The sequence below is a fragment of the Streptomyces longhuiensis genome (assembly GCF_020616555.1).
Classification (GTDB): domain Bacteria; phylum Actinomycetota; class Actinomycetes; order Streptomycetales; family Streptomycetaceae; genus Streptomyces; species Streptomyces longhuiensis.
Map to the genome: position 1 here is coordinate 6,028,305 of NZ_CP085173.1, position 11,364 is coordinate 6,039,668.

At 69.3% G+C, this 11,364-nt stretch carries 12 protein-coding genes; 8 read left to right on the forward strand and 4 right to left on the reverse strand.

Translation table 11 applies throughout. The annotated features are described in order from the left end of the window. Positions 1-32 precede the first annotated feature (32 nt). Genes LGI35_RS27950 through LGI35_RS27960 form a run of 3 tightly spaced genes read left to right on the forward strand, consistent with a single transcriptional unit; the run spans position 33 to position 1,895 of the window. Positions 33-596, forward strand: a complete 564-nt coding sequence (locus tag LGI35_RS27950; protein WP_481007112.1) for a pilus assembly protein TadG-related protein — start codon at positions 33-35, stop codon at positions 594-596. A gap of 26 nt (positions 597-622) precedes the next feature. Then, on the forward strand, positions 623-1,213 hold the full coding sequence (locus LGI35_RS27955; protein WP_227297008.1) for a hypothetical protein: 591 nt from the start codon (positions 623-625) through the stop codon (positions 1,211-1,213). Positions 1,214-1,217: 4 nt separating this feature from the next. Beyond that, a complete protein-coding gene (locus LGI35_RS27960; protein WP_227297009.1) occupies positions 1,218-1,895 on the forward strand; it encodes an OmpA family protein in 678 nt (225 codons plus the stop codon). A 20-nt stretch (positions 1,896-1,915) separates the two neighbouring features. On the opposite strand, the gene LGI35_RS27965 is transcribed toward LGI35_RS27960, so the two are convergent. Continuing rightward, a complete protein-coding gene (locus LGI35_RS27965; protein ID WP_227297010.1) occupies positions 1,916-3,235 on the reverse strand; it encodes a cytochrome P450 in 1,320 nt (439 codons plus the stop codon). A 298-nt stretch (positions 3,236-3,533) separates the two neighbouring features. Further along, positions 3,534-4,040, reverse strand: coding sequence for a DinB family protein (locus LGI35_RS27970; RefSeq protein ID WP_227297011.1), 507 nt, complete (start codon positions 4,038-4,040; stop codon positions 3,534-3,536). 98 nt (positions 4,041-4,138) lie between these two features. On the opposite strand from LGI35_RS27970, the gene LGI35_RS27975 reads away from it, so the two are divergent. Continuing rightward, positions 4,139-4,927, forward strand: a complete 789-nt coding sequence (locus LGI35_RS27975; protein WP_227297012.1) for a class I SAM-dependent methyltransferase — start codon at positions 4,139-4,141, stop codon at positions 4,925-4,927. Positions 4,928-5,260: 333 nt separating this feature from the next. Here LGI35_RS27975 and LGI35_RS27980 read toward each other — a convergent pair whose 3' ends face one another. Further along, complete coding sequence (locus LGI35_RS27980; RefSeq protein ID WP_227297013.1) at positions 5,261-5,596, reverse strand: DUF192 domain-containing protein; 336 nt, start codon at positions 5,594-5,596, stop codon at positions 5,261-5,263. Positions 5,597-5,934: 338 nt separating this feature from the next. On the opposite strand from LGI35_RS27980, the gene LGI35_RS27985 reads away from it, so the two are divergent. Beyond that, positions 5,935-6,453, forward strand: a complete 519-nt coding sequence (locus tag LGI35_RS27985; protein WP_227297014.1) for a hypothetical protein — start codon at positions 5,935-5,937, stop codon at positions 6,451-6,453. A 49-nt stretch (positions 6,454-6,502) separates the two neighbouring features. On the opposite strand, the gene mgrA is transcribed toward LGI35_RS27985, so the two are convergent. Continuing rightward, entirely contained in the window at positions 6,503-7,543 is a 1,041-nt protein-coding gene (gene mgrA / locus LGI35_RS27990; protein ID WP_116510475.1) for an L-glyceraldehyde 3-phosphate reductase, read from the reverse strand. A gap of 133 nt (positions 7,544-7,676) precedes the next feature. Between mgrA and LGI35_RS27995 the strand changes: the two genes are divergently transcribed. From LGI35_RS27995 to LGI35_RS28005, 3 genes are all read left to right on the forward strand, one after another. Further along, positions 7,677-8,438: an isoprenyl transferase gene (locus LGI35_RS27995; RefSeq protein WP_227297015.1), complete on the forward strand. Its 762-nt coding sequence runs from the start codon at positions 7,677-7,679 to the stop codon at positions 8,436-8,438. A gap of 320 nt (positions 8,439-8,758) precedes the next feature. Further along, positions 8,759-10,078, forward strand: a complete 1,320-nt coding sequence (locus LGI35_RS28000; protein WP_227297016.1) for an RNA 5'-3' helicase PhoH2 — start codon at positions 8,759-8,761, stop codon at positions 10,076-10,078. Positions 10,079-10,487: 409 nt separating this feature from the next. Next, positions 10,488-11,219, forward strand: a complete 732-nt coding sequence (locus LGI35_RS28005) for an aggregation-promoting factor C-terminal-like domain-containing protein (protein WP_227297017.1) — start codon at positions 10,488-10,490, stop codon at positions 11,217-11,219. Positions 11,220-11,364 lie beyond the last annotated feature (145 nt).

Genomic DNA, 11,364 nt, shown 5'->3' on the forward strand with positions numbered 1-11,364 from the left:
AGCTCTCCGGCGATCGTGGTCAGACTCTGCCCATCTACATCTGGCTTACGGCGATCCTGCTCTTCGCCGCTTTCGCGTTCTTCGCATTCGCCCAGGCGGCGTCCGCGCGCAATGGCGCCCAATCGGCCGCGGATGCCGCCGCTTTGGCGGCTGCCCAGGACTCGAGGGACGAATTGATGACCGGATTGGGGAAGGCCATCGGCACGGGCGACGACTGGCTGGACTGGCTCGCGGGGGACAAGTTCACCGGCGACGGGGCCCGGGGCGCGGCGGACGACCTGGCTGCGGGCAACGATGCGCACGTCGTCGGGTTCGGGTCGTCCGAGGTGAACGGCTACCCGGGCTACTGGGCGAAAGTGCAGTCCAACGGCACGGTCGGCGATTCCGTCATTCCCGGTACGGAATCGAAGCACGCGACAGCCGAGGCCACCGCTGTCATCGAGCCGCGCTGCGAGGTGGCTCGGTCCGCCGATCCGGAAAAGGTCGTGGAATTCGACTGTGACGGTGGCGATTCCTTTGATTTCGACCCGGATGACTTCGAGGTGGGTGATCTGCCCGATCCCTCCGTCCTCTTCTCCGTACACCTGGCCGACTGACACATCACGAGAGGGAAGCCGCGGCAATGAATCTTCGGCGCACCATGACGACCCGCCGGGCACTGGCTGCGGTGGCTATCACTTCAGGGTTGGTCCTTACGGTGGCCGGCTGTGGCGGCAGTGATGACAACGGTGGTTCCAAGGCCGAATCCTCGTCGTCCGCACCCGCGGGAAAGGGGAGCGACGACAAGCAGGACGCGTCGCCTGCCCCGTCCACGGACAAAGTCCTGGCGGAGAGCAAGGACGGCGACGTCTCTGTCGCGATCAATTCCGCGACACGGGACCAAGGCGGGTTCGTGACTGTCTCGGGAACTGTGCGCAACGACGGATCCGGCTCATGGCTCGGAGCCGATTGGCAGAGCGACGAACGCGAACTCGCCGCCAACGGAGGTTCGTTGTCCGGCGCGAGTCTCGTGGACGAGCAGGGAAAGAAGAAGTACCTCGTCCTGCGGGATACCAACGGCCGCTGCCTCTGCACGAAATTCAGCCGGCTCAGGTCCGGGGAGAGCGCCACCTGGTTCGCCCAGTTCCCCGCGCCCCCGGAAGGCACCACAAAGGTCAGCTTTCAAGTCGGCGCGATGCCCCCCGCCCCCGTAGAAATCTCCGAGGGCGAGTAACCCCATGCCCCTCACCCGTCACCTCGCCGCCCTCACCACCGTCGCCCTGATCACCCTCGGCGGAAGCCTCAGTGGTGGCAGTGCCTACGCCGATGATCCGGAGCCGTCAGGCGCTCCTCCGGGGAGTACGACCACCTCGCCGCCGCCGGACGTCGACGCCAACAGTCCGGGGCTGAAGCTCGCCGACGGCGCCACCCTGGCGCCGGCCAAGGTGCTCGACATCAAGTCCGTCGTCGAGGACCTGTCCGGCGACGAGCGGCGCGAGGACACGAATCAGGACGTGAAGTTCGCGCTCCAGGCGGAGGTGCTGTTCCAGAAGGACAGTTCCAAGCTGAATCCGGACGCCAAGTCCCGGATTCAGGCCATCGCCGACGAGATCAAGGCGCAGAACGCCACGAACGTGCGCGTCTTCGGCTTCACGGACGACCTCGGGTCGTACGCACACGGGCTGACGCTCTCGAAGAAGCGCGCGGAGGCCGTGCACGACGAGCTGGCGGCAGCCCTCGGCTCACAGGACCAGGACGTCACGTTCGCGGTGCGCGGCTACAGCGAGGACTACCCGATCGCCGACAACAACAGCGAAGAGGGCCGCAAGAAGAACCGCCGCGTGGAGGTGTCGTTCCCGAGGGGCTCGGCCACGGACTCGGCCGGTTCGGACGGCTCGGCCGACACGGGCCAGTAGTACCCCCGGCGAGGCGCCCGCTAGTCGAGCCGGACCGGCAGTGAGTCCACCCCGTACACGATCGACAGCTTGCGGAACTCCAGGTCCCGGGGCTCGACGGCGAGCTTCAACTCTGGGAAGCGCCGGACCAGTTGGGGGAAGGCTGCGCGCAGTTCCATCTTGCCGAGTTCGGCGCCGATGCAGCGGTGGATGCCGTAGCCGAACGCGAGGTGGGAGCCGGTGACCTGGCGGGACGGGTCGAAGCGGTCCATGTCCTCGCCGAGGCGCGCGTCGCGGTCGGCGGCGCTGAGGGAGACGAGGACGATGTCTCCGCCGGATATCTGGACCCCGCCTATCTCGACGTCCTCGCGCGCGAAGCGCGGGAACGCGGTCTGGACGACGGTCAGATGGCGCAGCAACTCGTCGACGAAGGGCGCGGCGACGGCCTCCGGGTCATCCGCGTCACGCAGCGCGGTGAAGTGCTCGGGGTTCTGGAGCAGGATGAGCGTGCCGAGCGCCAGCATGCTCGCGGTGGTCTCCAGGCCGCCGGTGAGGACGCCGTCGGCGAGGCCCGTGAGCTCCTCGTCCGTGATGGAGTCGCCGTATTCGCGTACGAGCATGCCGAGGAGGCCGTCGCCGGGGTTGCGGCGCTGCTCGGCGACGATCCCGCGCAGGTAGTCGAGGGACTGCGACACGGCGCTGAACGACGCGCCCGCGCCGCCGAACACGTCGAAGCGGGCCACGGAGAACTGCTGGAAGTCGTCCCGGTCCTCATAGGGGACGCCGAGCAGTTCGCAGATCACCAGCGCGGGCACCGGCATCGCGAAGTGCTCGACGAGGTCCACGGCACCGTCGCCGTCCGCCGCCTTCGCGAGGTCGGCGAGGCGCTCCTCGACGATGGCGTGGATACGGGGCGTGAGCCGGGACAGCCGGCGCATCGTGAACTCCGGCGTCAGCATCTTCCGCAGCCGGGTGTGGTCCGGCGGGTCGGTGAAGCCGAGTCCGCCCGGGTTCTGGTCGTCGGTGACACCGGTGTTGCCGACCAGGTTCCGGAAGTCGTTGCTGAAGGCGGACCCGTGGCCCAGTACCGCCTTCGCCTCGTCGTAGCCGGTCACCAGCCAGACCGTCATGCCGGGGATGGGCAGCCTGCTGACCGGCTCCCGGTCGCGGAGTTCGCCGATCTCGGCCACGGGGTCGAGGCCCTCGCGGCGCAGCGGGAGGAGGGCCGCGTCGGGCAGCTTCGAGAGGACGGAGAGGTCGAGGCCGCCCTTCTTCCGGAGCCGGGCGAAGTAGAGGCGGGTGAGCCAGGCCGCTATCGCTGAACGGGCAGAACGAACGGAGCGGAGGGAACGATCGGACATGTGCTCGCATTTCGGCGCGGGACGGACGGTGCCGTTACCTGTGTCGGGCAGCGGTGCCCGGAGCGGATCCGCCCAGGGTACGTGGAGAACCCTCGTAGGCCGAGGCCGGGCGGACAGTGACCTCCCCCGCCCACTTGAGCGGGCAGGTTCCCTGAACCGGGCGGGAGTTCGGTCAGACCGTGCGTCGATCACGCGGCCGTCGCCCGGCAATTCGTCACCCGGACCGCGACGATCATGCCCCCGCCTCCCCGCGATCCGGCGACCGGCACTCGACGCGCACTCGACCGGTACCCGACCGTCACCCCCTCGAAGTCCCCCGGTGATCCCCCGCCGCGCCGTCGATCAGCTCCCGCAGGATGTCGACGTGGCCCGCGTGCCGGGCCGTCTCCTCCAGCATGTGGATGAGTACCCACCGCATCGACACCTTCTTGCCGTCCCACGACGTGCCGGTCTCCTCCAGCCCGACCTCGGCGATCACGGCGTCGGCCGCGGCCCGCGCCCGGCCGTAGAACGCGGTGATGCTCTCCGTGGACTCCTCGGGGTCCACCCGCAGGTCCTCGTCCGTCTCGGGGTCGAACCACAGCGGCTCCACCGGCCGTCCGAACGTCTCGCAGAACCAGCCGTACTCGACCGACGCCAGATGCTTGACCAGGCCGAGGAGGCTGTTCCCCGACGGCGACATCGGCCGCCGCACCTGCTCCTCGTCGAGCCCCTCCAGCTTCCAGAGCACGACGTCACGGTGCCGGTCCAGCGCCGCCAGCAGACTTTCCTTCTCGCCCCCGGTGTAGGGCACGTGGATTCCCATGGCGGGGAACGTAGCAGCGCCCGCCGACAACACCCCCTCCCGCGCGGGCAGTACAAAAAGCACGTGCCGCCGCGGGACGCCACTGCGAACATGGCCCCATGAGCACACCTCCCACCCACGCCGGCCGCCCCTTCGACGAGCTCGTCTCGGAGGCGGTCGCCGCCCCCGTCGAGGGCTGGGACTTCTCGTGGTTCGAGGGCCGGGCCACCGAGGAGCGGCCCTCTTGGGGGTACGCGCGTGCCATGGGCGAGCGCATGGGCCGGGCCTCGGCCGGGCTCGACCTCCAGACCGGTGGCGGCGAGGTACTCGCCTCGGCCCCGAAGCTGCCCCCGCTGATCGCCGCCACCGAGGGCTGGCCCCCCAACGTGGCCAAGGCCTCCGCGCTGCTCGCCCCGCGCGGTGTCGTGGTCGTCGCCTCGCCGGAGGACGCGCCGCTGCCGTTCGCCGACGGCACGTTCGACCTGGTGACCAGCCGCCACCCGGTGAAGGCCCCGTTCGCCGAGATCGCACGGGTGCTGGCGCCCGGCGGTACGTACTTCGCGCAGCACGTCGGCCCGAGCAGCGTCTTCGAGGTCGTCGAGTTCTTCCTCGGTCCGCAGCCGGAAGAGGTCAGGAACGGCCGTGACCCGGAGGGCGAGCGGGCCGAGGCCGAGGCGGCCGGCCTCGATGTCGTCGACCTGCGCGCGGAGCGTCTGCGCATCGAGTTCTACGACGTCGGTGCCGTCGTCCACTTCCTGCGCAAGGTGATCTGGATGGTCCCGGGCTTCACCGTGGAGGCGTACCGGCCGCGCCTCCTGGAACTCCATGAACGGCTCGCGAAGGAAGGGCCGTTCGTCGCCCACAGCACGCGCCACCTGATCGAGGCCCGCAAGCCGGTCGCCGGGTGATTCACGGCAATTGATGTACAAGCGGGACGAGTTCGCCGGCCTCTTCCGGAGGCCCGCCGTCCAACCGATTCCGCATCGTTATCGACAATGGCTCGCGACACGTGTCACCGTCGCGTAGGTTCAGACCAAGGCAATTCGCGTGAGCAAAGCTGCGCGGCGGCACCGTGCAGTGGAGGGGGCTGCGCGGTGCCGCGTGCCTTCCCCCCGTCTACGGTCACTGGACCTCCCGCGACCACGGTCGCCGGGTCGCTGATCCACCGTCTCCCGATCCACGGTCACCGGACCTACCGCGATCACGGGACCGTCCCGCGAGACGCGAGACGCGAGACGCCGTCACCGCCCCAGGATCGTGACCCGCACCCCTCGCCGCACTCCCCACCGCGCCATCGCCCCCGCCTCGGACTCCAGGACACACCGGGCGCGCAAACGGGGGAGTCCGATCCGCCCCGGCCGCATCGTCCGCACGGCGAGCACCGTGCCGCGCCGGTCCAAATACGCCACATCCGCGACGAAGCGCATCCCCATGGTGTGGACACTCGAAGACGACGTCAGCAGGAGCGCGCCGTTCACCCCGTCCCGGCCGAGGAGACCACGTCGCCGCGCCGGTCCCGACTCCGCGATTTCCAGCGGCAGTTCGGCCCCGAGTCCCGGCACGGTGAAGGTCGCCATGGGGGCGCAGCCAACCTCTGGGGCGCCTGTGACGTCAAGCGCGCGTTCGTCACCCGACTAACCCGTCAGAGGGACGCCGCGTGTGGGCCGCAAGCCGGGAAAACCATTGCGAAACCCCGCCCGAACCGGCCGGAAACAGACGTCCAGCCGTCGTCGGGCGACTTCGGAGAGTAGTTGTGGCACGCCGATGCACCCAGGATCACTTACGAAGGGTTATGGTGGAAACCCCCCCTCGGGCCGGTCCGTCTCCCCCCCCACGGACCGGCCCGTTTTTTGTCTCCGACCGGGCCGCGCGCGTGCGCCCCCCGGGTCCCGGCGCCGCGATTAGAGTCCCCGGCATGCCGAACGACTATCCGCACCAGGCGCCGCCCGCCGCTTCCGGCCCGCACGGCGGCCCGGGTCAGCACGGCGCCCCCGTCCCCTACATCCCCAGCCCCTACAACGGGCCCGGACCGCACGGGGCGAACCCGCAGTTCGCCCCCGAGCCGTCCCTGAGCATGCCGTCCTCGCTCCGCACCGCCCGGACGACCACGTACGTGATGGTCGGCCTCGCCCTCCTCGCCTCCGTGGCCGTCGGCGTGACGGAGGGGGCGCGGGGCGCCGGCGCCGCGTTCGGCGGGAACATCTTCGGCGTCGCACTGCTGGTCCTCGCCTGCTTCTACGGCAGGGCGGGGCGTGGGCTGCGCGTCGCGTCGATCGTCATCGCGAGCGTGCAGATCCTGCTCGGCCTGAGCGCCACGATGCGCGGCAACATCGGCGGGCCCATCGCGCTGGTGGGGGCGGTCGTCATGGTCGTCCTGCTCAGCCAGGCGAGCGCGGGCGCGTGGTTCCGCAGGCCGCGAACCCCCGGCGCCTAGGGAGTGTCCTGGCGCGAGGGCCGCGGCCCGCGGAACGGAACGGGAGGGGTCAGCTCCGCCCGGCCCAGATGTTCGTGCCCGGGGTCGACACCGCGAACGAGTCGATTTCGGACAGCTCTTCGTCCGTGAGCTTCGGGCCCGCCAGCGCCGCCACGTTCTCCTCGAGCTGCCGGACGCTGGAGGCGCCGATCAGGGCCGACGTCATCCGCTCGTCCCGCAGCACCCAGTTGAGCGCGAGCTGCGCGAGGGACTGGCCGCGGCGCTGCGCGATGTCGTTCAGACCGTTCAGCCGGCGGATGACCTCGGAGTCGCCCGCGAGGCCCGGGTCGAGGGACTTGCCCTGCGTGGCGCGCGACCCCTCAGGGATGCCCTTCAGGTACTTGTCCGTGAGCAGGCCCTGCGCGAGCGGCACGAAGGAGATGCAGCCCATGCCGGCCGTCTCCAGCGTGTCGAGCAGGCCGTCGTCCTCGGTCCAGCGGTTGATCATCGAGTACGAGGGCTGGTGGATGAGCGCCGGGACACCCATCTCCTTCAGCAGACGCGCCGCCTCGGCGGTCTGCTCGCTGTTGTACGAGGACACACCCACGTACAGCGCCTTGCCCTGCTGCACGGCGGACGCGAGCGCGCCCATCGTCTCCTCGAGCGGGGTGTCCGGGTCGAAGCGGTGGGAGTAGAAGATGTCGACGTAGTCGAGGCCCATCCGGGACAGGGACGCGTCGAGGGACGACAGCAGGTACTTGCGGCTGCCCCACTCCCCGTACGGGCCCGGGTGCATGAGATAGCCCGCCTTGGTTGAAATGACCAGCTCGTCCCGGTACGGGGCGAAGTCCTGGGCGAACATCTTGCCGAAGTTCAGCTCGGCGGAGCCGGCGGGCGGCCCGTAGTTGTTCGCCAGGTCGAAGTGGGTGACACCGATGTCAAAAGCGCGGCGGAGGATCTCCCGCTGCGAGTCCAGGGTGCGGTCGTCACCGAAGTTGTGCCACAGGCCGAGCGAGATCGCGGGCAGCTTGAGACCGCTGCGACCGGTGCGCCGGTACTCCATCGAGTCGTAGCGGTCCGCGGCGGCGCGGTAGGAAGAGGTGTCGTTCATGGGTACGAAGCTACGTCAGAGCACCGACAGCCCACAGCATCGGAGCACAGACACCCCACAGTGAGGACGACGCCTCACAGCGGTAGGCTTTCGCCCTCGGGGACTGCCGTCTGCACGGAGGGGCTGAAAGACAGTGAACCTGCGCGACCTGGTGTACGGACTTTACGCACGCCGGGTGGAAGGCCGTCTCGACCACGATCAGGTGCCCAAACACATCGGGGTCATCCTCGACGGGAACAGGCGCTGGGCGAAGGCCTCCGGTGGCACTGCGGCGCAGGGTCACCAGGCCGGCGCGTACAAGATCGAGGAGTTCCTCGGCTGGTGCGCCGAGACGGACGTCGAGGTCGTCACCCTCTGGATGCTGTCGACGGACAACTTCGACCGTCCCGAGGAGGAGCTGCGGCCGCTCCTCGGCATCATCGAGGAGACCGTCCGCAGCCTCGCCGTCGACGGCCGCTGGCGCGTCCACCACGTCGGCACCCTCGACCTCCTCCCCGCCCGCACCCAGACCGTCCTCAAGGAGGCCGAGCAGGCCACCGCGGACAACACGGGAATACTCGTGAACGTCGCGGTCGGCTACGGCGGCCGCCAGGAGATCGCCGACGCGGTGCGCTCCCTGCTCCTCGACCACGCGGACAAGGGCACCGCGCTCGAGGAGATCGCCGAGAGCGTCGACATCGACGAGATCTCCAAGCACCTCTACACCAGTGGGCAGCCCGACCCCGACCTCGTCATCCGCACGAGCGGCGAGCAGCGCCTGTCCGGATTCATGCTCTGGCAGTCGGCCCATTCGGAGTACTACTTCTGCGAAGTTTTCTGGCCCGCCTTCCGCAAGGTGGACTTCCTGCGCGCCCTGCGCGACTACGCCGCCCGCCACCGGCGTTACGGCGGCTGACCTCGGGGACGTACGTCACCAGGAGTTAACGCGCGCGCCGTCATATGCCGTGGCATGGCCGCGCGTGTTCGAGGGAATAAGCCTTCCAGGTCGATGTCCGATTCACGGACGTCGAGTCTCAGCGGACGGCACGGGGCTGTCCGCCCGGGAGGCCCTTTGCGCCAGAACGATCACGCGGAGAGCACGTGCTCCGCTGGAGAGGCTGGGGGCCGGTCCACGGCCCACGCATCGCGGCCGTCGACCGGCGGGTACGACCCGCCCCGCCCGGCCCGGGATCCCTCTGTCGCTCCCCGACCTCATCCGAGGGGGTACGTCCTTCCGTGGTGACCAGCAACAAGCGCCAGCCCGACCGGCGCACTTATGTTCTCGACACCAGCGTCCTGCTGGCCGACCCGAACGCCCTGACCAGGTTCGACGAGCACGAAGTGGTGCTCCCGATCGTCGTGGTCACGGAACTGGAGGCCAAGCGGCACCATCCGGAGCTCGGATACTTCGCCCGGCAGGCCCTGCGCCTGCTCGACGACTTCCGTGTCCGCCACGGACGCCTGGACGCCCCGATCCCCATCGGCGATCTGGGCGGGACCCTGCGCGTCGAGCTCAACCACTCGGATCCGGGCGTTCTCCCGGCGGGTTACCGCCTGGGGGACAACGACTCCCGCATCCTCGCCGTCGCCCGCAACCTCCAGGCCGAGGGATACGACGTCACCGTCGTCTCCAAGGACCTGCCGCTGCGCATCAAGGCATCATCGGTCGGCCTGCTCGCCGAGGAGTACCGCGCCGAGCTCGCCATCACGGACTCCGGCTGGACCGGGATGTCCGAGCTGCGGCTCTCCGGTGAGCAGGTGGACCTCCTCTTCGAGGAGGAGAGCCTGTACGTACCGGAGGCGGCGGAGCTGCCCGTCCACACCGGCCTCACCATCCAGTCCGAGCGCGGCAAGGCGCTCGGCAGGATCACGGCTGAGGGCAACGTCCGTCTGGTGCGCGGCGACCGTGAGGCGTTCGGCATCAAGGGACGCAGCGCCGAGCAGCGCATCGCGCTCGATCTGCTCCTCGACCCGGACATCGGGATCCTGTCGATGGGCGGCCGGGCCGGCACCGGCAAGTCGGCGCTTGCGCTCTGCGCGGGCCTCGAAGCGGTGCTCGAACGGCGCCAGCACCAGAAGGTGATGGTCTTCCGCCCGCTGTACGCGGTGGGTGGCCAGGAGCTCGGCTATCTGCCCGGCACCGAGGCCGAGAAGATGGGCCCGTGGGCGCAGGCGGTCTTCGACACGCTCGGGTCCGTCGCCGGCAAGGCCGTCATCGAGGAGGTCACCGCGCGCGGCATGCTCGAGGTCCTGCCGCTGACCCACATCCGCGGCCGTTCCCTGCACGACGCGTTCGTGATCGTGGACGAGGCCCAATCCCTCGAACGGAACGTCCTTTTGACCGTTCTGTCGAGGATCGGGGCGAATTCGCGGGTTGTGCTCACGCACGACGTGGCGCAGCGCGACAACCTTCGGGTCGGCCGGTACGACGGTGTGGTCGCCGTCGTCGAAAAGCTGAAGGGGCACCCGCTGTTCGCGCACGTCACGCTCACGCGGTCGGAGCGTTCGCAGATCGCGGCCCTGGTCACCGAGATGCTGGAGGACGGCCACTTGTGAGGAGAGAGCGAGCGAAGCGCCCCATCTTGTAGGGGTTACGCGGTAGTTGGCGCCGCCCGGCGAAGCGAAGGAGCTTAGCCGGGCGGCGTTGTGCCGTGCGCTTGTTTCCGTGGAACCGCTGGGGCAAACGAGGTGTGAGCTTTCCCACTTGGATGAGAATTGCCTTGAGGCAACCGCGTCCGGCAGAGTCTCAGTCCTGTCAGGCCCCGCATACGACACTTGTGCATCCACAGCATTAAGAGCACCACGGACACCAGAACTTCACAGAGGCCGTCGTATGCCGCCCGAGCACCACGCGGCTCTCCCGTAGCGGGAGTTGCCCACCGGGCCCGTGTCTCCCGTGACCCCGCAGGTGGGAGGCCAGCGCCAGGGGCAAGATTGCGTCCGCGAGGGTCACCTACAGCGGGCGATGCTGGAAGGAAACCGTGTGAGCCGGATTTCGGTCCGGGGATTCGCAGTGGCTTCGGCCACCGCGGTCACCACAGTCGGCGCAGTCGTGGGTGTTGCCTCGGGCAGCACCGCTCAGCCCTCCACCAACGAGGCTGAGGCCACGGCGAGCGACGCGACCCTCCTCGCCGACATACCCGCGGGTCAGCAGGCCCAGGTGCAGACCGCCACGCTGACGCAGCAGGCGGAGACGCAGGCCATCGCCGCGGACAACGCCGCTCAGAAGTCGGCGGAGGAAGCGGCCCGCAAGAAGGCCGCCGAGGACGCTGTCGCCAAGCAGAAGGCGGCTGCCGACGCCAAGGAGAAGGCGGAGAAGGAGGCCAAGGAGCGCGAGGAGGCCAAGAAGGTCGCCAGCCGCTCGGCCACCCGCGACGCCTCCAGCTTCGCCACGCAGGCCTCTTACTCGACGTCGCAGATACAGGCGATGGCGCGTCAGATGGTGCCCGCCGGGCAGTTCCAGTGCTTCAGCAACATCGTGGACCACGAGTCCAGCTGGAACTACCGCGCGACCAACGCCTCCTCCGGTGCCTACGGTCTCTTCCAGGCGCTGCCCGCGTCCAAGTACTCCACCGCGGGCGCCGACTGGCAGACCAACCCGGCCACCCAGATCAAGTGGGGCCTCAACTACATGGACAGCCGCTACGGCAGCCCGTGTGAGGCCTGGACCTTCTGGCAGGCCAACCACTGGTACTAGAAGCCGGTACAGCTTCATGACGGGCCCCGGAGCCCGTCAACCTTCCTGAGCCCCTTGCCGTCCTACGGTGAGGGGCTTCGGGCATGTACGGTCGGAGCCGACGACTCCCGGGGGAGTGGTGAGAGAGCACGGGGGAAGAGGGCGG

Coding starts and splice junctions, on each gene's coding strand:
- LGI35_RS27955 (WP_227297008.1), top strand. CDS start 623: ATGAATCTTCGGCGCACCATGACGACCCGCCGGGCACTGGCTGCGGTG.
- LGI35_RS27960 (WP_227297009.1), top strand. CDS start 1,218: ATGCCCCTCACCCGTCACCTCGCCGCCCTCACCACCGTCGCCCTGATC.
- LGI35_RS27965 (WP_227297010.1), bottom strand. CDS start 3,235: ATGTCCGATCGTTCCCTCCGCTCCGTTCGTTCTGCCCGTTCAGCGATA.
- LGI35_RS27970 (WP_227297011.1), bottom strand. CDS start 4,040: ATGGGAATCCACGTGCCCTACACCGGGGGCGAGAAGGAAAGTCTGCTG.
- LGI35_RS27975 (WP_227297012.1), top strand. CDS start 4,139: ATGAGCACACCTCCCACCCACGCCGGCCGCCCCTTCGACGAGCTCGTC.
- LGI35_RS27980 (WP_227297013.1), bottom strand. CDS start 5,596: ATGGCGACCTTCACCGTGCCGGGACTCGGGGCCGAACTGCCGCTGGAA.
- LGI35_RS27985 (WP_227297014.1), top strand. CDS start 5,935: ATGCCGAACGACTATCCGCACCAGGCGCCGCCCGCCGCTTCCGGCCCG.
- mgrA (WP_116510475.1), bottom strand. CDS start 7,543: ATGAACGACACCTCTTCCTACCGCGCCGCCGCGGACCGCTACGACTCG.
- LGI35_RS28005 (WP_227297017.1), top strand. CDS start 10,488: ATGCTGGAAGGAAACCGTGTGAGCCGGATTTCGGTCCGGGGATTCGCA.